At 43.8% G+C, this 25,087-nt stretch carries 21 protein-coding genes and 3 pseudogenes; 4 read left to right on the top strand and 20 right to left on the bottom strand.

Going from position 1 to position 25,087, the window contains the following annotated elements; translation table 11 throughout:
* Positions 1–116 precede the first annotated feature (116 nt).
* A complete protein-coding gene (locus AC58P7_RS08585; protein ID WP_497341766.1) occupies positions 117–278 on the bottom strand; it encodes a hypothetical protein in 162 nt (53 codons plus the stop codon).
* A 41-nt stretch (positions 279–319) separates the two neighbouring features.
* On the opposite strand from AC58P7_RS08585, the gene AC58P7_RS08580 reads away from it, so the two are divergent.
* On the top strand, positions 320–610 hold the full coding sequence (locus tag AC58P7_RS08580; RefSeq protein ID WP_497341764.1) for an MFS transporter: 291 nt from the start codon (positions 320–322) through the stop codon (positions 608–610).
* 595 nt (positions 611–1,205) lie between these two features.
* Here AC58P7_RS08580 and AC58P7_RS08575 read toward each other — a convergent pair.
* The 10 genes and pseudogenes from AC58P7_RS08575 to AC58P7_RS08530 form a co-directional block, all read right to left on the bottom strand.
* Positions 1,206–2,099, bottom strand: coding sequence for a hypothetical protein (locus AC58P7_RS08575; RefSeq protein ID WP_497341762.1), 894 nt, complete (start codon positions 2,097–2,099; stop codon positions 1,206–1,208).
* 284 nt (positions 2,100–2,383) lie between these two features.
* Positions 2,384–3,766, bottom strand: a complete 1,383-nt coding sequence (locus tag AC58P7_RS08570) for a family 43 glycosylhydrolase (protein WP_497341760.1) — start codon at positions 3,764–3,766, stop codon at positions 2,384–2,386.
* Between the two features lie 16 nt (positions 3,767–3,782).
* On the bottom strand, positions 3,783–3,944 hold the full coding sequence (locus AC58P7_RS08565) for a hypothetical protein (protein WP_497341758.1): 162 nt from the start codon (positions 3,942–3,944) through the stop codon (positions 3,783–3,785).
* Entirely contained in the window at positions 3,877–4,020 is a 144-nt protein-coding gene (locus AC58P7_RS08560) for a hypothetical protein (RefSeq protein ID WP_497342051.1), read from the bottom strand. The genes AC58P7_RS08565 and AC58P7_RS08560 overlap by 68 nt, the downstream gene beginning before the upstream one ends.
* A gap of 44 nt (positions 4,021–4,064) precedes the next feature.
* A complete protein-coding gene (locus tag AC58P7_RS08555; protein ID WP_497341756.1) occupies positions 4,065–4,277 on the bottom strand; it encodes a family 1 glycosylhydrolase in 213 nt (70 codons plus the stop codon).
* Positions 4,278–4,363: 86 nt separating this feature from the next.
* Positions 4,364–4,618, bottom strand: a pseudogene (locus tag AC58P7_RS08550) (hypothetical protein); the annotation flags it as partial.
* A gap of 141 nt (positions 4,619–4,759) precedes the next feature.
* Positions 4,760–6,037: a glycoside hydrolase family 1 protein gene (locus AC58P7_RS08545; protein ID WP_497341754.1), complete on the bottom strand. Its 1,278-nt coding sequence runs from the start codon at positions 6,035–6,037 to the stop codon at positions 4,760–4,762.
* Between the two features lie 355 nt (positions 6,038–6,392).
* A complete protein-coding gene (locus AC58P7_RS08540) occupies positions 6,393–7,625 on the bottom strand; it encodes a cytochrome P450 (protein ID WP_497341752.1) in 1,233 nt (410 codons plus the stop codon).
* Between the two features lie 269 nt (positions 7,626–7,894).
* Entirely contained in the window at positions 7,895–8,776 is an 882-nt protein-coding gene (locus AC58P7_RS08535) for a TetR/AcrR family transcriptional regulator (protein WP_497341750.1), read from the bottom strand.
* 14 nt (positions 8,777–8,790) lie between these two features.
* A complete protein-coding gene (locus tag AC58P7_RS08530; RefSeq protein ID WP_497341748.1) occupies positions 8,791–8,946 on the bottom strand; it encodes a hypothetical protein in 156 nt (51 codons plus the stop codon).
* Positions 8,947–9,287: 341 nt separating this feature from the next.
* Here AC58P7_RS08530 and AC58P7_RS08525 point away from each other — a divergent pair.
* From AC58P7_RS08525 to AC58P7_RS08515, 3 genes and pseudogenes are all read left to right on the top strand, one after another.
* Positions 9,288–9,419: pseudogene (locus tag AC58P7_RS08525) on the top strand (Lrp/AsnC family transcriptional regulator); the annotation flags it as partial.
* Positions 9,420–9,476: 57 nt separating this feature from the next.
* Positions 9,477–9,734, top strand: coding sequence for an Lrp/AsnC family transcriptional regulator (locus tag AC58P7_RS08520; protein WP_497342049.1), 258 nt, complete (start codon positions 9,477–9,479; stop codon positions 9,732–9,734).
* 444 nt (positions 9,735–10,178) lie between these two features.
* Entirely contained in the window at positions 10,179–11,171 is a 993-nt protein-coding gene (locus AC58P7_RS08515) for a zinc-dependent alcohol dehydrogenase family protein (RefSeq protein ID WP_497341746.1), read from the top strand.
* 615 nt (positions 11,172–11,786) lie between these two features.
* On the opposite strand, the pseudogene AC58P7_RS08510 reads toward AC58P7_RS08515, so the two are convergent.
* From AC58P7_RS08510 to AC58P7_RS08470, 9 genes and pseudogenes are all read right to left on the bottom strand, one after another.
* A pseudogene (locus AC58P7_RS08510) lies at positions 11,787–13,292 on the bottom strand (apiosidase-like domain-containing protein).
* 52 nt (positions 13,293–13,344) lie between these two features.
* Positions 13,345–15,360 carry a heparinase II/III domain-containing protein gene (locus AC58P7_RS08505; RefSeq protein ID WP_497341744.1) on the bottom strand — a complete coding sequence of 672 codons (2,016 nt, stop codon included), beginning with the start codon at positions 15,358–15,360 and terminating at the stop codon, positions 13,345–13,347.
* A 24-nt stretch (positions 15,361–15,384) separates the two neighbouring features.
* On the bottom strand, positions 15,385–16,233 hold the full coding sequence (locus AC58P7_RS08500) for a carbohydrate ABC transporter permease (RefSeq protein ID WP_497341742.1): 849 nt from the start codon (positions 16,231–16,233) through the stop codon (positions 15,385–15,387).
* 14 nt (positions 16,234–16,247) lie between these two features.
* Positions 16,248–17,195 (bottom strand): carbohydrate ABC transporter permease, encoded by a 948-nt coding sequence (locus tag AC58P7_RS08495; RefSeq protein WP_497341740.1) that lies wholly within the window; start codon positions 17,193–17,195, stop codon positions 16,248–16,250.
* Between the two features lie 68 nt (positions 17,196–17,263).
* Positions 17,264–18,661, bottom strand: coding sequence for an ABC transporter substrate-binding protein (locus AC58P7_RS08490; protein WP_497341738.1), 1,398 nt, complete (start codon positions 18,659–18,661; stop codon positions 17,264–17,266).
* A 149-nt stretch (positions 18,662–18,810) separates the two neighbouring features.
* A complete protein-coding gene (locus tag AC58P7_RS08485) occupies positions 18,811–20,454 on the bottom strand; it encodes a response regulator (RefSeq protein WP_497341736.1) in 1,644 nt (547 codons plus the stop codon).
* Entirely contained in the window at positions 20,435–22,267 is a 1,833-nt protein-coding gene (locus tag AC58P7_RS08480; protein ID WP_497341734.1) for a cache domain-containing sensor histidine kinase, read from the bottom strand. Before AC58P7_RS08480 ends, AC58P7_RS08485 begins: the two co-directional genes overlap by 20 nt.
* A gap of 132 nt (positions 22,268–22,399) precedes the next feature.
* Positions 22,400–23,932: a DUF5060 domain-containing protein gene (locus AC58P7_RS08475; RefSeq protein WP_497341732.1), complete on the bottom strand. Its 1,533-nt coding sequence runs from the start codon at positions 23,930–23,932 to the stop codon at positions 22,400–22,402.
* Between the two features lie 81 nt (positions 23,933–24,013).
* Positions 24,014–24,967 carry a nucleoside hydrolase gene (locus tag AC58P7_RS08470; RefSeq protein ID WP_497341730.1) on the bottom strand — a complete coding sequence of 318 codons (954 nt, stop codon included), beginning with the start codon at positions 24,965–24,967 and terminating at the stop codon, positions 24,014–24,016.
* Between the last annotated feature and the right edge of the window lie 120 nt (positions 24,968–25,087).

Below are 25,087 nucleotides of genomic sequence, written 5' to 3'. Positions count from 1 at the left end.
TAACCTATATCTTCAGAAGACATGTTTTTAGGACACCCTCATATTAGCGACTTATCAGTGTGTCTTTGGAACTATATCGATCAGTTCATCTATAGTCCATGGGCCATCGTTTTTCTTTATCGTGTCGCCTCCACAGGCTCTGTGTAGAGGGTAACTCGAGCATCACCGGTTACCGAGAATACGGCTCCGTTAATGTATGTTGCTTCCTCCGTGGCTAAATAAACTAAAAATGGAGCCATATTTTCCGCCGGACCGTGGGCCGCTTCGACTGCTTTCATTTTCTCGGGGTCAATCCGAATGTTGCCGCCCAGTATGGCGTATGTCTGGCGAATTTTTCAAACGTCATAAACGCTTCCAAAGCAAAGTAATGATAGTGTTAGATTCGTTGATTACGGAAGGAATTGAAAAAGCGGAGCGTGGTACAATTATATCCATTTACAGCTCTATGAGGTTTATTGGCATTGCTGCTGGTCCGCCACTGGCTTCTATTCTAATGAAATTTTCACCTCAACTTTTGTACTTTAGTATTTCTGGTACCTGTCTTCTTGCAGTGCTCTTACCTTTATTTAGCATAAAACCCAGTCAAGATGAACTCACAGCAAAACAATAAGGAACACTTATCAATAAGAAATATATAAAAACGTCAGAGCGAATACCTAAGAGAAAACTGAACCAGGCTTTTTATTAGTATTTAATTCATTGAAGTTAATTTCTGAAAGATAACGATTGAGACATAGACGGATGTGGTGTTTTAGGATAAAAGTTATGCAGCTCCCATAGGTTAGGTAAAGGATATAAGTTCTAGTCTAGCGAAAAAGACAAGAACTTACATCCTTAATATTAATATAACCGCACTGCGCGTGGATCTTTATAGATATATGTTCTTGCCCTCTTACAGTCATTCATAGAAAAATAAGTTTGTTTAGTTTTTCTCTCTCCGATTAAAACAAAGTGTGGCTGCGTTTCATTTAAGGACTTGTGCGACCTTTGGTATTGCCGAATTTCAATCAAGTATCGGTTCCGTTACAACAAAGGCCATAGTGTATCAGCAAGTCCAAAGAATCGTAGTCGATGGAAGCGCCAGCCTCTTCGATGGATGCAACGAGCTAATCCCAGGGCAGGACGGCTTCCAATGCTGTGAAACGATCACTACCTTCACTTCTGGATTTGATGAGCCACTGTGTGGTGTCATATTTATAGAGAATTTAGTTGCCACAAACCTTGGGCTTTAATAACCCCCGATTAAAATAATAACCAAAGAGCAGAACCACGATATCCGATGCTGAAAATAAAACTACAACCCAAAATGACTTATAGATAAGGATGTCAATCTTTATCAAAACAAGATAGCTTACCAAAAACAAAATGGGAACGAAAGCCAGAATGATCCAATGGAGTCTGTAAAAGCAAGCCGTAGTAATAATAGCACACCGTATTAACAATGTAACAATAAGTACAGCTAATGTATCTCTCGCAGGATTATCAAACCACATGCCAACAAGCTGATAAGCCTCCAATAGTGTGGGATAAGATATAATGAGTGTATAGTTGCCATAATTTATGCTGAACAACGTGCCCCATCGAATAAATTGGGAGGAAGGCTGAAATTTCAATAAATAATGATACCATTTTTTTGAAATTAAAAAATAGATGATCAGCCCGATGCCAGTATAACCCGGATGCCACCAGTTGAGCTTGTAAATGCCTAAGGCTAGAAAGAGGTACTCAATGCCCACAAACATCGCGGAAAAAATCAAAATCCAACGGTAACCGAGATTATATGCAGCGATCAACAAAGCTACCGAAGTAACGTAGTATGATTGGGAAAAATAAGCCCCCAGAGCGTTGTCGGAATATGAATTTTTTAATATACCTGGATAGTATTCATAGCTATTCAGGAAGATAAAAGCTACATGTTCCAACCAAAGTGAAGATGCGTTCAAACATAAATATAACTCCCATAGCTTGAGATCCTTTTTTCTCCATAAAATGAAAATAATTAGAATTACGAAAATTACAGCAGGAATGATAAACCAAAGGGCTGTAAGGGGAATGTCGTCCCTTATTCCCAACGTCCTTAAAAGCACCTTTTTCGCCACCTTAGTAAAGAATAGCCATCAAACAACCATTGATTATAGTATTTCCAACATTCTACTGTATAACCAGTGTTTCTTGTATTGGGCCTTTGTATTCTTCACTTTCACCCCTGTCTGTAGTGTAGTTAGGGATGCTGCTTGTTCTATATCAAGTTCCCTGTTGGCGAGTTATCTATTTGCTGACTTTTTAGCGAGAATCCTTATCCGTAATAAAGTCTATAGTCAGGTCTTCTTGAAGAACCGGCTATAGACTTTATTATTTGATCGCATCACTGATCCAAGTTTTTTTAAATCGTGAACGACATCATATCGAACGAACCGATTCCTTCATAGACAAAAAATAGCGGATGTACGCCTGGAGTAATGCTAAGCTCGCTGGAAAAATCATTCCACTCATCTTCACTGAAATTCAATTCAAAAGAAGCAACCTGTCCTCCTGTTTCGTCAAGCAATACACGTAACTTGCCGACCGCTTTGCCACGCAGCTTAACCGAAATTTGACCCACACTGCCAAAAACGAAGTATTTATACCCAACCATATCGCCACTGATCATATTGGCTAGATATTGGTTGGGATTATCTTCCCGATCTTCGCCCTCCTGGGTTAAATAGGCTCCTTCCAGCGGGCTGCTAATCAGGTTACAGGCAATGTAAGCGGGATATTCGCCTATACCTCGCAGAGGGCCGTCGTTCAAACCACAGCTCGTGCATTCCGCCTGGCTGATACTTCCGTCCTCCTGAATGTTTATTTGCTCGGCAACTCCCTGACGGGAATAGAGGTGACGGTTGGTCTGCCGGTGATCAAATATGTAGTACTTTCCGTTTACGCACACAATGCTACCGTGGGTATTGCCCAAGGGATACGCTGGATTTCTCCTCGTGTGTCCATTTATACCGATATCCGATGATGAGTGCAGGCAGCCACGATATACAAAATCCCGATCTGGGTAATGGCTAGTACAGTAATGCAAGCCTGATATATTAATAGCGTTATAAATAAAGTAGTACAAGCCGTTGAATTTTCGGATTGATGCTCCCTCGAAGAAGTCATTGCCACCTGTGTCATTCCGATTCGGAGCCATAATGATGGTTGGCCCTGCTTTCAATGTCACCATATCTGACTCAAGCTCCATCACAAATGCACCTACTAGCTTACGTCCAAATAACTCCTCCTTTTTGGTATAAGAGTTGAAACCGGAATACAAATAGATGCGGTTATTGTCGTCAACAAGAACGGCTGGATCAAACTGGTAATAGTCACCCTCGGCTGATCCCATTACATGGCCAGTCGCGTCCTTTACATCACCATAATATTCGTACTTGCCAGCGGGAGTATCACACGAAGCCACGGATATGATACTAGAATCAGCTCTCGAATAATAAAGGTAGTAGCGTCCATCCGGACCCTGCACAACATCAGGCGCATACAGATCAAGTTTGCCATCTTTGTGGGGATGTTGATCTTTGCGGTAAATCACACCCTCATATAGCCAGGCGGAAAGATCGTCCACGGGAGTAGACCAGCTGACATAGTCGTTTAGGCAGTAGTCGTTCCCGTTAAAACGGTCATGACTGCCGAAAATGTAAAGGCGGTCGCCAAATACGCGCGGTTCTCCGTCCGGTATGTATTCATAGCTCGGAAGATAGGGATTAAATACTTGTTTTTTCATTGACTTGACTCCTTTTTTAATAGTTACCGCTGAAGAGCTCCAAATCTTGAGATTCCGCTTTTATCGTTATATTGTTGTTCAATTTACGAATAATGACCATTGCCAGGCCTTTAATAGCTTTTTCTACTATCAGCAGTATCAGGTTCATGGCTGCTAGGATTTCCATTTCCGACCCCAACAATTTCTCCACCTATAACTGAAAATTTGATAGGATGATCGGCATCCGGGCAAACTAGGCCGGGCTTATCAACGATCTCTGCTTTAATTAAGTCTTCGCTCTTTCCGGAATTGAGAGCGCTTATTGATTTTTGAGATCGAAACGCCCCTTTTCCGGTTCAAAATCTTCCCTATAGAGGCGATAATGGTTTACGGCACTACCTGAAGGCTCCTTGAACGTGGATCCCTCCAGATTTTCCATCAGCCAAAAATCGGAATTGGTATTATTGCCTTCTACCTGATGAGCTGCGGTCGATGCTCCCCATAAGAAACCATCTGGAAAGTAAAGTGTCATAGCTGAAATTCCTCTATACGACTTATTCAAAAAGACCTGCTAGAGATTCCTAATCAGCAGGCCTTTCACTCTATCCATCTATTTTTTCAATGAGATCCACGATCGTACCAATCAAGGCTGAAGATCCGTACCAAATGGCAATGACCTTTAGAATACCTGCTGTTGAGAGCGGGAGACGAATTTTGGCTAGGAGCAGAAGCAGCCAAATTATTCTCCAAGTCAAATGACTCCACTGGTTCAATACTTGAAATTTTTTGGAGAAAAACTGTCAGGGCTATATTCAATTCCAATCTTGCAAGGGGTGCGCCCAGACAAAAATGAGCATTTCCGAACGTTACATGTTACTTAATTACTAAAGATAATGATAATAAGAATCTCATGATGCAAGCTATAATCTATACAACATTACGAATAGCACTTTCACGACTTTGTTCTATTCAAATCCCGCTCATATAGATTAGCCTCCATAGTGTGGTTGAGAATTACTCAGTTATTGCATTCTTACTGGCGATGTTTCCAAGATGAAAGGCACTGGGCTTTGACGTCCGCTTCATTGTCGTGCGGTCTACTTCGATAAGACCGAATCGTTTGGAGAAACCGAGCTGCCATTCAAAGTTATCCATCAGTGACCAATGCATGTATCCCTTAACCGGAATCCCGTCAGCGACACAGACATGCACACCCTTTAAGGCCCGATCGATAAAGGCGATGCGGCGTGTATCGTCGTCCGTCGCCACTCCGTTCTCGGTGATAAGGATAGGCAAGTCCAGATGTTTTGAAACGTAACGGATTACTGACTCTAGTGCTTCCGGATAGAATTCATAACCCATCTGAGTCTTCTCTGAATCTTCCGGCATCGGCATAAGGCCATCTGGTCCGTATACCGCACGCGAATAATTCTGCAAGCCAAAGAAATCATCGTCTTTTACATATGAAATAAATTGAAGGAATTCCTCCTCCAGGGCATGTGCCGCCTGCTCTTCCCCGCCCGTGACACTCTGAACGTCGTAGAGAGACAAAGTCAAGCCGATTTGAGTATGTGGGCTAACCTCCCGGATTGCGGCTCTCGCTTCCATATGCGCCTGAAAAATGATTTCCATCCCTTTCTCCGTACGCAAGGCCAGGAAGGGGTGAACTTCGGTGTGTGGAATGCCGAAAGCCTTGCTCAATTGCGTATAGTACTTTTCCATTGAGGCCATCTTATCCATATTGAGTCCAACTTGTGCAGCGGTTGCCCCTAATTTGAAGCGTTTAATGATTTTTGCGATAGCAATGGAGGAATTCGCTTCATTGATCGTACATACATAAGGAATCAGTTCGCCCAATTCGCGCATGACATGAGCGCAGTAGCGGGCAAATCGAGCAGGTGTCTCCGCCGATTCCCAGCCTCCCGCACGAATGAGCCATTGCGGCGAAGTGAAGTGATGCAGGGTCACGACAGGCACTACGTTCCATTCTTTGCAGGACTTCAGAACATCCCGGTAATGATCGATGGCTGCTTCGTCGAAACGCCCCTCTACCGGTTCAATTCGGGCCCACTCGATGGAGAACCGATAAGTATTCAAGCCCAGTTCGGCTAAACGAGCAATATCTTCCCTGTAGAGGCGATAATGGTCTACGGCGCTGACTGAAGGCTCCTTGAATGTGGATCCCTCCAGATTTTCCATCAGCCAAAAATCGGAATTGGTATTATTGCCTTCTACCTGATGCGCAGCGGTCGATGCTCCCCATAAGAAACCAACGGGAAAGTGAAGTGTCATAGCTGAAATTCCTCCTTATTCACGATATCTAGTTCTCATACTCATTTTATTGCAATGCATTCAAGCCAACTAACAGTATGACGACTACTTGACTAACATTTTTACGACTTATTGCATACAAAAAGACCTGCTAGAAGTTCCTCCTCAGCAGGCCTTTCACTCTATCCATCTATTTTTTCAATAAGAACGCGTAAAATAAATTGCTTGGCAAGATAAACAGGCGTAAACTGCATTTCCTTACGAAGCCATGCCACGATCGCACCAATCAAAGCTGAAGATCCGTACCAAATGGCAATGACCTTTAGAATACCTGCTGTTGAGAATGGGACTATTATTAAAATTTACTGTTTTAAGACTATTTATATATTTTGAGCGGGAGACGAATCAATGATTGGCCAGGAGCAGAAGCAGCCAAATTATTCTCCAAGTCAAATGACTCCACTGGTTCAATACTTGAAAATTTTTGGAGGAAAGCCGTCAGGGCTATATTCAATTCCAATCTTGCAAGGGGTGCGCCCAGACAAAAATGAGGGCCATTTCCGAACGTTACATGTTTCTTATTGTTATGTCGATGAATATTGAGCTCGTACGGATTCTCAAACATGCTTTCATCCATATTGGCTGCGCTCATCCAGGCAATAACAACATCCCCCTTTTTTAGTTCAACACCCAATTTATTGTTGTCCTGTTTAACCGTTCGATGCCTTTTAGCGACATGGAACCGGTAACGAAGCATTTCCTCCACTGCTTTCGGAACAAGTTCCAAGTCGTTTCTCAACTGTTCATATAAAGTCTTATCATCGTAAAGGAGTGAATAAAACGTACTTGAAAGCATGTGACTTGTTGTTTCGATCCCTGCCCCTAATAAAAGCATAGTTGTTCGAACGACCTCATCGTCCGTAAAACTTTCCCCATCAATCTCGACTTTTAATAAATCCGAAATAATATCATCAGAGAGATTTGATCGTTTATGAATCACAATCGGATGCAGGTATTGGTAATACTCTTTGGCAGCACACTGCTTTTTATATTCAACTTCCTGCTCATTTTCTTTGTTATACGGTTGGAATAGAACATCTACCCAGTTTTTAAACAGATAGCTATCTTCGGAGGGGACACCCAGTAAGTCGGACATTGCCAAAGAGGGTAATGGTCCTGCTAGCGCCTGGACAATATCGACAGTCGTACTCGCCTCCATGTCTTCTACAAGTTGTTTTGCAATTTGTTGAATCCGTGGTTCCCAATTATGTAAGCTGCGAGGTGTAAAAGCTGCCGACAAAAGGGAGCGGTATTTTTGATGCCGTGGTGGATCCATGCTAGAAATACTTACCTTATCCGGGATCGTCCCTTCTTTATTTTTCGCTCCAACAAGGATCGTTGTTCTTGGTCCATCACTTGAAAATAGTTCATGGTTGCTGAGTACCTGCTTGACATCATCGTACCTGAAAACATTCCAAGCATCTGTTTCTTTATGATAATATACCGGGTCGTTCAACAACATATTTTTGTACCAGTCTAGCGGAAAAAACTCTTCGGATCTTGTTTGAAACTTTGTAATTTCTTGGATGGCTATAATTTCTTTGCTCATACAGGATGGGCACCTCCATATTCATATATTTAAAACAAAAAAGCGGGGCCATTCAATGTAGCATTTCCTCCTTTTGAAATTGGAAATCTTCTGGCATTTTAAATTTTATACTACAAGTATAATTTATATCAATAATTCGCAAGAACTAAATTAAACACCCTATAAATACGGTAATTATTACTATACTACTCGTATATTTAACTTCAAAATCAGACAAAAAAAGCCTTGCATCGCTGCCAGACTTTTCGGATGATCATAGATCTATTCATCTATCTTTGTTTTATTTGCTCTATAAACCACCAACATTCTTTCGCAATCCTTCTCGCCTCCGAACTGAATTCGTTTGATTCAAGTTCCTTTTGAAACGCTTTTAAAACTACTTCTATCAGAGAAATATTCAACTCGGCTTGATCCAATAAATAAAGAAGCCCCTTTGCCATATCTTTGGTTTTTGTTGGTACTTTTGATTTCTGAACGGAACTGTTGAATTGGTGCAGTTCCTCAACAAGCGTTTTTTTGTCCAAACTCCTATAGTTGTCACTAGAGTTAATGATCGATAAGGTATGAAAATCAAAAATATGCTCTTGTCTTTCACTCATCGTTTTCAGCAAGACATCAACATATATCAAGACTTTGGGTACGACTTCTTTCCAATCCGGCCGTCGATGATGAAAATTTCTCCATGTATTCGCGATTTGATGCAGCAGTCCGTAACAAAAAATCGCCCCTTCATAAGCAAAAGGACTTATCTCTTCACCATATAATTGAACCAATCGTTCAGACAACCACTTTAACTGCATTCTTGCAAGGTTTGTTGAATCAATTTCTCCGGAGTAAAATCCAGTCCAGAATAACTCCCATACACGTTCTTTTTCTGGCAAAGTCATGGGTACTGCGATTTGATCCACCAACAAGTCAAAGTCAGAGGCATAGTCATTGTTCTCAAGATTTTTCCGAATGATGAAATCCTCTTTCAAGTGCTGTTCTAAAATTGCGACCATACAGTCGTTTCTAGAACTGAAAAATTTATAAAATGTCCCTTTAGATACACCTGACTTATCTAAAACCTTTTGAATCGTTGTATTCGCGAATCCTTGTTCGAGAAAAAGCGAAAGAGCTGTGTCCAATAATATTTGTTTATTATTTTTCATGAATGCTCCCCTCCTTAAAGCCTTTGCTTAGATTTTAACACCTTCAATAATAAGAATCCAAAAAAAGGCAGTCCCGCATTATTGTCGTGTTGCCGGTTCACGAGAATAACGACGCTTCCGAATGCTTCTACAGCTTTGTCCAACATCGTTTGGATATCATCTTTTTTCAATACGTTGGCGACAACGCCAACTGCAGTTCCCCCTTTTCGTGATCTTCGTCTGTCCCTTGTGTTTACTGGACGAGTTTTCTTTTTGCTTATGGTGTTGGTAAAGCTCGATGTCGCCGACTTCTATAGTTAGCCACTTCTACCTGCAAATCTCTGAGCAAATATTTAGGATACTTCTCCAGTTATAGCTAATTTCTTTCATCAAATATATCTACGGCAATCATGTCCAACACTTTTTATTGACTTTTTGTTGGAAAACTTAAATCATATGCTAAGGTGTACATACTAATGTGTGCATTCTAGGTCATTAGAATCGTTAAAATAATATGGAATGAGGAGTATTTATGGATAGTACAGATAAAGAAATATTGCTGCATTTACAAGAAGATGCCCGTTTGACGATGACTTAATTAGGTAAACTTATAGGATTATCTCAACCTGCAGCAACTGAAAGAATAAGAAAATTAGAAGAACAAGGCGTAATAAAAGGATATAGAACACTTATCTCGCACGAGAAAATCGGGAAAACTATAGTGGCATTCGTACTGTTTCGGACAAATAAGTATGAGGATTTCGTCGAATATTGCAAGAATTCACCTGAAGTAGTAGAGTGTTATCGGATTAGCGGTAATTACAATTTTTTATTAAAGGTTATGGTCGAGTCTACGAAAGAGCTCGAAGAATTCGAAAATGAAAGTATAGTGTATGGAAATTTTACCACCTTAATCACTTTGTCATCACCGATTGATCACAAACCCTTAACACCTTCAAACGAGGTAATAGAAAGCTAACTTAAAAAAAATTCTTTATTAAGAGCCTAAAACTTAAATTATAACTTTCCGGCTAATTAGACTTATAGATAAATCACACTATTCCAAAGCCACATCGTTACAACGTACTTCCTTGAAAAGTATTATACAATGACGATCAAAATGAATACGATTGAATTTACAGTGTTCTAAAATGTCGTAAGATGCAACTTATACATTCAATTTTAAACCTACAAAAAAAGATGTTTTTATAAGAGATCACATTAATATACCGTGTTTATCTTATGTTTAATGTCAGTTTATTTTGTTAACATATATATACAAGGAATAAAAAATGAAGTGATTTGTTTTGATTAATAACTTAACATTAGCAGTTGCATTAAATAAAAAAAGTGTTTCCCCTCTACAAATTTACGTTGTAAATGAATTGCGTATCGCAAAGACTATTATCGAGGAGGATATACGATGAACCGAGTTGTCCGCTTTCGTCAAACCGGCGATCCAGAGGTGCTTGCGCTTGAAGAAATACCTGTCCCTTCCCCAAGAAAGGGAGAGGTGCTGATCCGAACTCATGCACTTGGCTTGAATCGAGCCGAGTCGATGTTTCGTTCAGGGGAGCACGCTGCGAAGCCTGTCTTCCCGTCAGGAATTGGATTAGAGGCCGCAGGGGTAGTCGAGTTGATAGGAGATGGGGTAACTGGTTTTACTGTGGGTGATGCGGTAAGCGTAGTGCCTTCTTTCCCGGCGACTGAATATCCACTACACGGTGAGTATGTTCTAGCTCCCGCCTATGCCGTCATCGCTCACCCAGATAATTTGTCATTTATAGAAGCAGCCTCAGTTTGGATGATGTTCATTACCGCATACGGCGGACTGATTGATTGCGGTGGTCTCAGCCAAGGCGACACAGTACTCATCACTGCAGCCTCTAGCAGTGTCGGACTTGCAGCAATCCAGATTGCAAACATGATCGGAGCACGTCCGATTGCCCTAACCCGTACCACGGCGAAACGAGAGGCATTGTTAACCGCTGGTGCCGCTGAGGTCATCGCAACGAACGAAGAGGATCTCCTGGAACGAGTTGGCGAACTGACCGATGGTAAAGGTGCCGAGGTGATTTTCGACCCCGTCGGTGGCCCAGTGCTAGCTGACCTGATCAAAGTGGCTGCTCGCCGCGCAACGATCGTGCTCTACGGCCGCCTTCACCAAGACCCAACACCTTTGGACGTCGGTGAGGTTCTGTTTAAACAGCTTACTATCCGTGGGTTCGACATGGTGGAGATTACTGGCGACAATAACCGACGTAATATGGCAGTCAATTTCATCCGCAATGGCCTCGATTCCGGTAACCTCACACCTGTAATCGACAGAACGTTCACATTCGAAGACATTATCGATGCTCACCGTTACCTTGAAGCCGGAAGTCATGTAGGAAAGATCGTTCTTACAGTAACATAGGAATAGTGTGAGTAGCATGAGTAGCACATTGTATTAAGAAGTGTTATTCTTCGAGGTTGGGGGAACGACTTCTAGATAATCGCGAGGCACTGAAGCCTTTTTACTTTTTCAAGACCTACCAACGTTTTCAAGCCAATTATAAAGTTCTGGGGATATTATTAATTGTTTCATTAACCCAATTCTTATACTTTTAGGGAGAGAAACGAATTAAATATATACATGGTGTCATTAATTTCGCCAAGCAATTCTGAAATATTTCAAAGTCTAACACTTTATTTTCACCGAACAATATGGATCTTAAACTCTTAATTCCATGCCTATATTTGTGCCCCTACATCACTACACAAACAATGGTGCATAAAAATGAAAAATCCCCGTTTAATGGGGATTTCAAAGCGCATATGTTATGTCGTCCGACAACATTCAAAGCTTTCGAAGGCATGCAATTTTAAGGCCTAAACGTTTTCGATGAGTCATGAGTGCTGTTGGATTTAACTGATTCACCATCAAATAGTTTCGGCCTGTGAATCTATTAATTTAATGATAATTAGCAATTCACATTACAATTATTGCGTTAACCATAGGCCTTTGCAGCAGCCACGAAGCAGCGATTTATCATTTGCGCTTTAGGTGATAAACAGTCCATGCATTGATAGGTAGGGTACGAGTATTAGTGACGGTTAGCCGCTCAATTTCCTTGCAATTCCAAACATCATATACAATTACGTCATACTCTGACTCAGTCCCGTCGAACGGTCCGCACCACAGACCTTTTCCAGGGAGATCATAACGGCAAAAAATTAGGTATTCGTCCATATCCCGGTGTAAGGTAAAATAGTGATGCCCATCCGTGTTAAGTGGATCCCTCTCCATGCTTTGGAACCGACACGTTTCTATTATCTGCTTCATGAACTTGAGCCTAGGTGCGCTCTTCCCTATCAATGTGCCACCATATGACCAGTATAGATCTTTTCCGTTGCCGTTATAATTGATAACTTCACCGTGTGTTGCATATCCACCGGCCATTACCGAAAGCCAATGCCGAAGGACAGTCGTTTCCCCGTCACTACTGCCCCATTCTTCTTTTATGTTTCCTTCGTACTGGTATTCATCATTCACGATCGGTTTCATGTATTTGTTCTTCAATTCAAGAATTAGTGTGTATGTATCCGGATGTTGATAGCTGACGTGAGTCATCCAGTCACGGTTAGGATAGATAAAACCAAACGGGATATTATGAATTGATATTGGGTGACTGTGCGGGTCATTCTCCTTGATTGTCGCACCGAACAGATCCCAATTTTTACGATCCATCCGTACACGAGTTTTACCTTCCGGCGTTTTATCAACGTCAAACTCGTTGGCCAGAGACCACCAAACGTTCCTATATGCAGACAACCGCGCGATTATATAGTTTATATAGAGCAGTTCATCATCCTATTGCATCCCTAGATCAATGCCCCAACAATCGTAAGGATGGAACAGGATCACGTCAGCTTCAATCCCAAGTTTTAATAGATCCATGACTCGATCTTCAAAATTTTGGAAATACTCAGGACGAAGCCGTTGAAAGTCAAAAGAGTTAGGTTCGCCTTCAAACGGGAATACGGGTGGCTCGTATGAGATATTGATCTCGTTCTCCTCGCCACCACCGCGCATGTATTTCGGAAATACGAGCATACGTATTTTATTAAAACCATACTTGGAGAAAGAGTCCAATGTCTGCCGCCGAATTTCTTCCGGACGATAAGTCCAGGCGTATGCGGTAGTACCCATAACAAAAAATGGAGTGCCGTCTGCGTAGCAAAAATGTGTACCAGTTACTCGGATAGGGCCGTGATTTCCCGGGGAAGGGGCTGCTACATGGAATGTACCCTCCTGTCCTTCAAAGTCGGCATAATCCGAAAACAGTTTGAATCGATATTCCCCCTGCGATTCCGGCATATACCGGATTTTCCAAGTAGTGCCCCCGTCATGAAAGCCCGTAATTCGCTTCCACTCCTCCCCATTAAAAAACTCCCCATAAAGGTGCACATCCCGGAATGGGTTTTTGAAGGTATGAGAAGCCTGCAATTCAATTTCGAAAATGTCCCACTGCTCAACGTTTTGTGTAAATCTCATTTCGTTTCAACCCTCAATTGTTTAAGTTTTTAATTGGTTCAGTAAAATTGAATTAAAACGAAATCCCAATATCAAATTGATGTTCCTTAATTCCATCTTTGCATGTAAGCACAACTTTAACGTGCCGGGCGTCGGGAGACTCAGCTGCGACTTCGAGAATATTGGGCTGATCATCTTCGTATGCCTCAAACACATTAACATATAGGACGTCAGTACACTTTTCAACCCTATTCAACAAATAGGAAATCTCACCAGTTGACGGATTATCTGGGCCGTTCGCATAAATGACTTGATTCTCACAGTCACAGAAGCTAAAAACACTCAGGGTACAGCCATTATGTTGCCATCTCGTATGCACAATACCCTCGGACTTGAAGCGCTCTACTTCTCGAATATATTTGAGCGGTTTGTTTGTGTCTAGCGGCACTTGTTGCTCCTTGGGAGCCGCATGCGTCTCACCACAACGTTCCCCTCGGCTATGAAGAATCCAATCGATCGTTTGGCCAGCCGCATTCCTGACTAGAAAAGCCTCAATAAAATAGCTGTCGCGCCACAAAATCAGCCGTCGCATCTGAACACCATCATAAACGGTCTCGTCCCATTCTACCCGAGTCAACGAATCGATGCCGGGAAACGAGCCGTCCCAAACCGCTTCTGCTTCAAGCAGAATCTGATCGGTCTCCCGCTCGTACCTGACCGTTCTCCCATTGGCCGGCGGCTGGTTGGCTCCGTTAATCGCAACCGTATTGTGGGTGGCCGTGTTTTTGTAATAATCGTAGTGAAGCAGGGCCCCATAACCGGTCGTTCCCAAATCAGGCGCGACCTCTTCGCCGAAAGCCGAAAAATGAATGCCCAGCTTGTCATAATGGTCGTGTTCCCCGCCATACTTCCCGTGCTTCATCAGCAAATACTTTTGCCCGGAGCCCCTAATGACCGTAAAACCGGATGCCTCGTTGTCATGGTAGTCCTTTAGTTCATATGCGGGAGTTTCCGGCAACGTCTCCGCTCCGTATAAGAAGGCTTCCATGTTATCTCTTTCGTGAGTCTGGTAATAAACGTTCAGCATCCAGGCAAACTCCCAGTCTCCATAGACGGCGAAAGCAAATTCGTAAAATTCCGGCAAATGCTTTTGCAAAATATCACCGACGCCATCGCCTACTTTAGGCAGCTTTAAACCAGGCTGCAAAAGACGCATCGGCATTTTCAGCATGTTACGGTATTCGGGGCGCTGCAGCAAGCCGTATGACGTATGTCTGGCGAATTTTTCAAACGTCATAAACGCTTCCAACGCAAAGTAATGATAGTGAAACGTGCCTTCGAACCAGAAGTCGTCCTGAAGCACGGCATGCTCCAACTGATAAGCAAGCCCGTATTTGGTATGAAGCGCAAACTCCAGATAATCAGGCCTGCCAAGCAGCACACCCAGCATGCCGAGGCCGCCGCCGACAAGTACTTCATGGTTATGAATCTGATCCATTCTGTACACCATCAGAAACTCCGCGCAAACGGTAAAAAGGTCTTTTTCGATGAGCTCCCTATTATCCTGCGATAACGTATCCTTAATGATGTCGTATCCCATCGCCAGGCTGCGGATCCACATCGCTTCGCATAACGTTTGTGCGTTCGCCTTGCCCGGATTGTTGTATGGAATGCCTCCATGTATCTCATAGCTTGGATAATAGGTCGCATACCTTATCAAAATTTCTTCAGCTATATTTCTATAACGCTCCTCGCCTGTCAACATCCAGAGCAGCGCCAGATCGTAGCAGGAGTCCGCATTAACGCCGTTGACATATCTCCACCAAGCCCCGTCGTAGGGTTCCCCTTGGTAGGCTTTATCACAAATCGCACACCAGTGCTGCTGCCCTTCTTCATACCTAAGCTCAAGCTGAACCGAGTGCTCCGGACAATAATAAAAGAGCCCCCAGGTCGCTACCGCCTTGTCCGGAATTTTAATCCCGTACTTTAGCACAGGCTCGGCCCGCTCCAGCAGCTTTTTGACGATGCTTCCGTTGACGGCGGCCTTCTGGCGCAACGAGCCTACTTCCTGTTCGTTAAACTGAATCATCCAGTAATCTCTCCCTTATTGGCGTTATCCTTTGATCGCACCTGCAGTCAGCCCCGAAATAAACTGCTTGTTCGCAAGCAAATACACAATCAGAATCGGCAGCAAGGCGATGCTTGCACCAGCTGTCATAATGTTGAGCTCCGCTGCGGCGTTGGTGGAATACCTCAGACTGACCACGGCAACGGTGAGCGGCTTCAACTCCGGTCTGGAGATCGTAAAAATAAGCGAGGTAATGTAATCGTTCCACGTCGACCGGAAAGTAAACAAAGCGACAACCGCCATAATGGGCTTGATAAGAGGCAGCAATATGGTCCAGTAAATTTGAAAAGGCGAACAGCCGTCCATAAACGCCGATTCATCAAGTTCCTTCGGAATACTTTTCGTAAAACCCATAATTAGAAAAACGTTGGCCGCTTGCCCTCCGGTCAATACAATGGCAAGCCCCAGCAGGTTTCCGGTCAGCCCAAGCTTGTGCATCAAAATGTATTGAGGATATAACGAAACGGCTCCGAGAGAAACGAACATTAGTCCGAGATACAGCCCCATCAACATTTTTTTGCCGACAAATTGGTGCCGTGCCATGACATACCCGGCCAAAGACGAAGTAACGAGAGCGAGTATGGTCGTTAATACGCTTAAAATGACGCTGTTGACGGAATATAATATAAACTTTGCTTTTTGAAAAGCATCCACATAATTGGAAAACATCGGTTTTTTAGGTAAAAATGTACCTCCCAAGGTCAGTTCCAAATTTGTTTTTAAGGAGCCAATCAGCGCATATACGACGGGGTATAACGCAAACAGCACCATTGCGGCCACAAATAGGACAGTGACAGTGCTTGTGACGATTCTGCCTGCAGTCCAGCGTTCCATCGTTTTCACCCCTATCAGTAGATTTCATCCAGTTTCCTGGTGAGAAACAAGTAGATCATTGTAAGGCCACCGACGATGGCAGCCGATACTACACTTAACGCCGCGCCGTAGCCAAACTCGGCACGCACCAGCCCGCCTGCGGACAACGGGAAGAAAAATTTGTACACGTATAGGAACATAACCTCCGTAGCGCCGTTAGGTCCTCCCTCGGTCAATACCATAATGCTTTGCATATCTTGAAAAGCGAGCGTAATCGCCAGCATCAATATGATTTTCAAGACGGGTCCGAGCATTGGGATGGTAATGCTCCAAAGCCTGCGCCAAGGCGTCACCCCATCGATTTCCGCACTCTCATATATATCGTTTGGTATACTTTGCAGACCGGCCAGAAAATACACCATATAATTTCCAACAGCTCCCCATGCCCCCACGATAATAACCGTGAGCATCGCATAGTCCTGCCCCAGCCAGTTGATAGGCTGATAAATAATGCCGAGCGCCATCAAATAATGGTTAACATCCCCATTGTACGCGTTAAAAAGAAAATAAAAGATGATTGCCATAACCGAAGCGCTTATGATCGTCGGACTGAAAATCATCGCCTGCACAAGGCGATTGCCTCTGAACTTTTTGTTCAAAATGAGCGCCAAAAAAAATGAAAACGGCAAGGTCAAAATCAACTTCCCCACTACATAGATCAGCGTATTCAGGACGGTCTTCCAAAAGTAAGCGTCTCGGGTAAACGCACGGACGAAATTATCCAGTCCGATGAACTTGGCCGGCGAGGTCATATCGTATTGAAAAAACATGTACTTAAGCACCCATAATATCGGGTAGACGGACAAAGCCGAGAAAATAAGCACATTGGGCAGCAGCATCAAATAAATTTGCCCTTTGTTCTTGAACCTTTTGGCGATTAGTACGCCGAAACTGTGCTTTGTGCCTGCCAGTTGGGTTTCCACCGAATGTCCCCCCTTATGTAGGAGCTGCTGGGCATGCACCCAGCAGTCCTTCCAATCTGTTATGGAATTTATTTATTCATCGACTTGGTCGGGTCTTTCGGATCGAAGCCCGGATATACGATTCTTTTCGACGACCCATCGGCCACCGCTTTGTCAAACGCCGCGTTATAGCGCGTTTTCAGATCCTCCAGTGTCTTGTCGAGATCGCTGTATTCCTTCGCCCCTAGCATGTAGCCTACGAACACCTGGTACATATCCTGGCCTTCCGGCTTCACATTCAGTGGGATCGCAGGCCACAGTTTATCGGATTCCGTAAAGGCAAGGCCCGGTCTTTGCTTAATTGTGTCAGGCTGCTTCGCTTTTTGGAGCACGGTCGGAATCATAACCGAGCCGAAGCCGGCTTCATGATACCCGACTTGGACTTCGTCGCTGTACAAATACTGCATGACCTTCCATGCTTTATCCAAATTTTTAGATTTCGCATTCATAATAAAGCCCGTGCCGCCCTGGAGCATCTGCGAACCTTTGGCCGTTCCGTCTGTCGTCGGCAGCGGTGCAACATCCCAATCCTCTTTGGTCGGGAACTGATCCTTGTACACGCCCGGCTCGGCGTGCGTCCACGAAATGTACATGCCGATCTTACCTGCCGCAAACTGCGTTCTCAGTGGGTCGATGTCCAAGCTTTCCGTCCCCGGAAACGTCGCGCCCTTCACAAACATATCCCGGTATGCCTGCAGCACTGGCTTATAGGAGGCAAAATCGAATTTCCCCGTCTTAAAATCGTATCCCGCCTCGACTCCGCCGTCTCTGGTCACAATCATATCGATCGATCGCTGCAGCGCGCTGGTCGGGGATTTAAAATTTTGCGCGTAGCCGTAAATGCCTTCGCCCTTGAGCTTGTCAGTGATCGTCTTGGCCACTTCGACCATTTCGGTCAGCGTTTTCGGCGGAGCGGTGATGCCGGCCTTCTTAAAGATGCCCTTATTGTAGATCAGCCTTGTTGTCGTGCCGATGATCGGCATCGAGTAGATTTTCCCGTTGAACATATTGATGTTTTCCACAAATGCGCCCGGCCCGAAGCGGGCCTTGTCTTCCGGCGTCAGGTAGCTGTCCAGTGGCGCTACGTAGCCCATCGGGTAATATTTCTTGAGGGCGTTCTGGCCCTCCGCCATAATATCCGGAGCATCGTTGGTCGCAAACGCCATATCCAGCGTCTGAATGTAGTTGTCCGTGTACATCTGGTAGTCAATTTCGATGCCGTCTTTATTTTCCTTGTTGAATTTCTGAATCTTGTCGGTCATGTAAACCTGATCGTGCCGTGCCGCAGTCCAAATTTTAATCTTGGTCGCGGCTTCCTTCGGAGCGGCGGTATTATTGACCGCCGGTTCGCTGCTGCAGGCCGTAAGCAGTACGACAGACAGAACGGCAGGCATAGCTAGGTGAAACATTTTTGACACCCTTTTCATCTTTTCCCCTCCAATGTAAGCGTTTTATTTTTTACTTTTTCATCATATAGCATCGTTCTCGGGGAGAAGTAGTGAATTTCAACGAACTGAGGTCGAATATATTACGAACATAGTGATTGTACAAACAGCCGACCTTTTAGAACAAATTCTTATTGCTCCAGCTGCTTCATTTCCCGATAATCCGAAGGCGTCAGCTGGCTGTATTTTTTAAAACAAAATGTAAAATACCGCGAGTCGTTAAAGCCGACGCGCTCGGCAATGTCCTGGATTTTCACAGTCGGATCGGTCAGCATGTCCATTGCCTTCTCCATGCGGAGACGGGTGAGCGCTTCGACAAACGATACACCGACCTGTTTTTTGAACAAGTACCGCAAATAATTCGGGCTAATGAACAAGCGCTCAGCGAGAAACCCCACGGAAAGTTCCGGGTCATCCAAATGCGCGGCCATCATACTTCTCGCTTTTTCGATTAAGGTAGTGTGCTTATTTCTCTGCACTTGTTCTATTCTCTCTATGCCCAGCTCCACGAGACGCTGCAACCAGAGGAACAGGTCGTTTAGCTTATCGCAGCCCAATACATCACCATACAAGCCTTTGCCAATAAAGCCGGTCAAGCTTTCCTTACCCAGTGCTTCGTCCAGAACCCGCACGAGCATAACGCTTAATTCAAGCACCATGATTTTGATATAATGAGAGCCACCGCTCTCTAAGGATCCGTAATGGCGAAACAATTCGTCGATCATCTGGAAAGCCTGCTCCCGCTCGCACAGCTTCAGATGGACGATCAGTTTTTTTTCCAGCTCTACCGGGCGGACATAGCTTTTCTCTTTTTGAAGCTGCACGTCCTCGCAATGAATAATCGCTCCTTGCTCCAGTACTGTGCCGTAATGCAACGCTTCGTCAGCTTCCTTGCAGCATCTGGGCAGCGAGGAAAGCCGGTTATACAGGTTTCCGACGGATACATACAGATTGATGCCTAAATTCCGCTCGACGTAGGCGGCCATTTTACCTAGACTTTGATGAACCGATGTAAACACCTTTTGACGGCTCGACTCCTGTGAACAGACGAGCATGGCCAGCTTGCCTTCCCGGTAGAAAAACGGATGAATGCGCACGTAGCCCTCAAATAGCTCGCGCCATCCGTTCTCGATAAAGCTTAATACCAGTTCCTCGCTGTCGACGGCAGGATCGGCATGGCCCGAAATGCTTATGATCTTGATTAGAACCAGTGTGTACAGTTCTCCCGTCAGATCGATATTCAGATGCTCCGCTCTGGCCGCCGCCTGCTCGGGAGCATGGCTCCATTTTCCTGCGATCAGCCTATTCAGGAAACGCTCCCGCGCCCCGGGCATGTTCTCATGCATCAGTGCCGTCAGCTTTTCCATGTCATAGAGCAATCGGTTGTTTTTTTCCACTTCTGCGCATACGTTATCCACAACCTGCAGCAGAGTTTGCTGATCCAGCGGCTTTAGCAAATATTCCAATACCCCCAGCTTTAACGCTCGCTGAGCAAACTCAAATTCGTCGTAACCACTGATGATAATTATCTTTACATTTGGATTAAGCGCTTTCATATTTTCGATAAATTCAAGACCGTTCATTTTCGGCATATTGATGTCCGAGATGACGATGTCAGGAGTGCGGGCGATGACAAGCTCTAGCGCCTTCTCCCCGTTCTCCGCTTCGCCAACGACACGGTAACGGCCTTGAGAACCAGATAATGAACGAACAATGCCGTCACGGATCGTTTTTTCGTCGTCTACTACGAGAATATTAAGCATATTTGTACGCATCCTCCCATTTCACTTCAGGAATCACAACCAACACCTTCGTTCCCTTACCAGGCTCGCTAAAAAATTCAAGCCCGTATTCCGTACCAAAATGAAGCTTGATTCTTTCGTTCACATTGTAAATACCGTAACCTTCCTTTTCGACAACATATCCTTCGAGTAACCGCTTGTTAATAAGCTTCAACAAAAGCGACGCTATGCCTGCACCGTCGTCGCTGATGTAGAATTCGACGCCTCGGGCCGTAAGCGCACCAGAAATTTCAATGCTTCCGGAGCCGTCTTTTTCCTTGATGCCATGATAGATGGCGTTCTCGATAAGCGGCTGCAAAATCAGCTTCACCGTATAAAGCTCCTTGACCTGTTCCTGGATATCTAGCTTATAGCTGAACTTATCACCGTAGCGCATTTGCTGGATCGTGAGGTAGCTGGTAATATGGCTGAGCTCATCCTTGATAGGGATGAGCTCTTGTCCTTTGCTCAATCCTGTGCGGAACAGCGACGCAAGCGAGGTCGTCATTGTGCTGATTTCGTGGGCATCGATCTCGTTAGCCTTCCAGTTGATCGAATCGAGCGTATTATATAAAAAATGTGGATTGATCTGCGCTTGAAGCGCCCGCAGCTCGGCCCGCCGTTTGAGGAGCTGCTCGCTTTTGACCTTCTCCTTCTCTTCCTGCAACTGGGTGACTGAAGCATTTAGCTTGCCGACTAAATCCTTCATTTCCGCAACCATATAATTAAAGCTGTCTCCGAGCTGCCCTACCTCGTTATGGTATTTGTATTGGAACCGAATGTTAAAATTTTTATCAGTCACCTTTTTCATCGTGTTCTGCAGCAGCACCAAGGGTTTAATCAGCGATTTGGAGATAATGAGCGCGAAAAAAAAGCAAACCACGATACCGATCGCCATCATGATTGTGGTAAACATTCTGAACTGGCGCAAATTTTTTAACAAAATGCTTTCAGATTTTATCGTGACGATCTTCCATGGGGCAAACCGCGTCGTTTGGTAGGTAATCCAATATTTCTCCGAGCCGTAGCTCACCCTCTGAGTCCCGTTAGGATTGGCTGCAATTTGATCCAACAACTGCCCATCCTTCTTAATTGCACTGATAACCGGGTAATCAAATGAGATAATTTCCTTCCCTTTGTTGTCTACAATCATCTCCCAATTGCCCTCTCCGGGCTGGGTTCCCGCCAAGTAGTCGTATATTTGCTGTCGGTCCAGATTGATTACCAGCAGCGAGTCACCGTTAAAGCCCTCAACGGAAAAGCGCAGCACAACCGGTATCACCAGCTTGCCGTCGGAGTAAATCTCATCGTTGCCGCTGCTGCCCCAATACAACGTACTTTTCGGCTGCTGCCCGATTTGCTTGTACAGATTGGAGCTTTTGAAATCGAAGTTGTATTTAAGCGGACGTGTAAGATCGTAAAAGTTGCCTTTAGGCGTATACATGAAAATCGAGGAGATAAAAGGATCCGAGCTGCGGATTTCGGAAAACGAGTTGGAAAACTCCGAAACGGCGATAGCGTTAAAATTCGGCTCGTCGTAATATAGGAAATTTCTCAGCATTTTATCGAAAGTCGTATTGAGCTGCATGGCATGGACTCTGCCGAGTAGGCCCTTTAGCTTCTCGTCCATATAATTGCTGACCTGAATGAGGGAATAGCTTGAATTTTCGTAGAAGCTCTGAGTCGTCTGTAGCGTGACGTAGCGGTACAATATGTTGGAGAATAGAAGGCTCAGCAGCAAGATAATAGAAACACAGGAGAGAAAAATTTTACTTTTTAATTTCATGCTATGGATAAATTCCAGCATGCCGCCATCCCGCCTCTTAGACCAATATGCCTTATAGTAACAATCGTAAATCTAAAGAAAGAACAATATCGAAAGATATTGTTCTTAACTTATCAAAGCTTCGCTGATTGGCATATGTGTAAAAATATTAGATTAGATGCGTGTTGCGATCACAGCAATGCCTTCCTTACTCGGCAACCGCACTTTCGTACTTCCGCTGGCCTTCGAAATAATGGTTTCACGCGTCATCTCCCAAATGTCAATAACATCAATTGAATATTCAGCACCGACTTCTGGTAGATTAATATCAAAGAAGGCACGACATTCTCGCCCAAAATATTCAATGATATATTTGTCATCATGTCTTCCTGAATAGGACATATAACTACTACTTAAATATTCGAGTTCTGCAGGATCAAGACTCCTAACCGCATTTAAATATGGATTATCCTGCTCTGCCGTAGTGTTCAAATTATTAGGATTTATAGCAATCTTACCTTGGTATGGCTGTATTTCTCCCTGCAATCCGTACATAATATCCTTTAGAAAAGCAATACGTGTTACACTCTCTCCGTGTAATTCTCCACCCTTAGCCCACCAAAGAACCTCATCATCCCTATGATAAGTTTCGCCATGAGTACAGTAGCCACCACACAGCATTACAGACCAAAATCTATGAACCATCTCAAAGGCTGATATGTTACCCCATTTCGGCTCAATGTCCCCTTCGTATTTGCACTCATCAATGATAATAGGCTTCTTATATACATCTCTAAATGCTTTGGTTTTTTCAAAACGGTTTGTTTGAATGGAACAGTGGGTAATCCAAGGTTTTGATGCATCATAGATTTTAAGCCAATTATGATTAGATAAAAGATGGTGGTAATGATCTTCACCACTGATAAACTCACCGAAGGCCTCCCAGTCGTCTGCATTCTTTTTGAATACCATATCGTACTCATTTGCCAAGCTCCACCAAATATTCCTGAAAGCTGCTAACCTTCTTACACAATAGTCAAGATAAGTTAGATTATCCTCTCTGCTCAAATTCATGAAACCCCATCTGTCATAAGGATGAAATAATATCAAATCAGTTTCAATACCCAAATTTAAAAGTACTTTCAATTGTCGCTCTAAATGTTTCCAGAACTCAAAATTGGGTAGATTAACATCCCACTTGCCATCTCCATTTTTTTCGAAAGGAAAAATCTCAGGCTCATTTTTGTTATACACTGCATCTTTAGGAAATACACACATACGAACCTTATTAAAAGGGCTCTTTGATAGTGTATCAATTGTCTTTTCAACAAGTTGCTTTGGTTGATGAATCCAAGCATATATTGTGGTTCCTATTGGAATATACGGCGCACCGTCAGCATATTGAAAATGCATACCGTTGACAACAACATACCCATGATTATTCCCTGTTTCTTTAACACACTCAAATTCGCCAGATTCACTAATTTCTTCAGAAGCTTGTAGGCTTAATTCATAATGCCAAATACCTACTTCCTCAGGCATAAAACGCACTACATATTCGCCATCTCCATTGTAGAAGCCCTTGACTTTAACTTTTTTATCATCTTTACTAAATGTTGCAGTAAAATCAACCTTAACACTTGAATCCATTGGTTTTGATCCATTAACGCTTAACTCAATAAAGTTATATTTTTCTATTTGTTTCATATGTTCTACTCCTCTACATAATTACTGCACCTAGGGCTATGGCTGAGTCCTTCAGGTGTACATGACCCTATATCCAAAACATTAGCCGTAGCAAAGTTTAAGTTTCGAAAATAAGTCATCTAAAGTCATTCTCGTATCTATTGAATCGTAAACACGGATTTCTTTTCCTTCAGGATTCGGAGAATAGGTTAAATCGTCATTTATATACGGTGCCTTTTCGATATGCCAGCAAACGCGACTTTCGCTTTGAAGCAGCACAGATATTGTAGGATTGTCTCCGAGACACCAGCTCTCCCCATGAGGAAACGGTATCCGTATCGGTGCGTTTCCGTAATAGTCGTTGAGTGCGAGCAGCTGTTGGCACAGATATGCCCCTATTTCGCCATTAGGCTTAACCTTGTCCACCAGCTCGGCAATCGATACTTCCACCGTAGTGTATGTCGGTTTTGGGATCTGCCACAGCTTAATTGGAGAATTAAACACAATGCGAGAGGCTATCAGATCACCTTTGATGTTCATTTCGTCTCCGCCATACGGGTAACCGGCACCACCTATAAAAATTGCGGTTAGCCTATCCGCTATGCGCGGCTCCTTTTTGTATGCGATGGCAAGATCAGTAAGATTTCCCTGAAGTGCAATGTAAAGCGGCATGTCGTCTTCCTTCATCGCTTCAGCTATTATGAAGTCAGCACCCTCGCTTTCCGGCAGGTCGTCCTCGTTTGCGAGTTCATATTTACTGCCCTTAAAAAGAGGCACATCATCAATTCCGGTAAGTTCAAGAATTTTCTTACCCTCTTTGTAGCTCCGTTCCATACTCGTGCCTCTTTGTGACTTCAGTTGCTCGTAAGTAATATACCTCCACTCAAAGTGAGCGGCTATAATACCCTTTACTTCAAAACACGGTGTAAGCAGGTGGTGAGTTATCGCAAACTGATCGTCAGCTTCACACGCGACATCGCTGTGTACGATAACGCGTTTCTTTTTGATTTGTGGTACTGTAAAGCCCAGTCTACCCAAAATTTCACTTCTTTTCATTGTTGAGATCCTCCCCAGATACTGGCTATTTACTTTTTTTTGATTTCGTAGTCTACCTCAATACAGAAAATAAAGCTGCTTGCGAGTCTCCAATGACACCCGTGATCGGCGCACGAATAT

The sequence above is a fragment of the Paenibacillus sp. J22FR5 genome (assembly GCF_059691975.1).
Note: the sequence above shows the minus strand (reverse complement) of the source record. Positions and strands in the feature narration are given on the sequence as shown.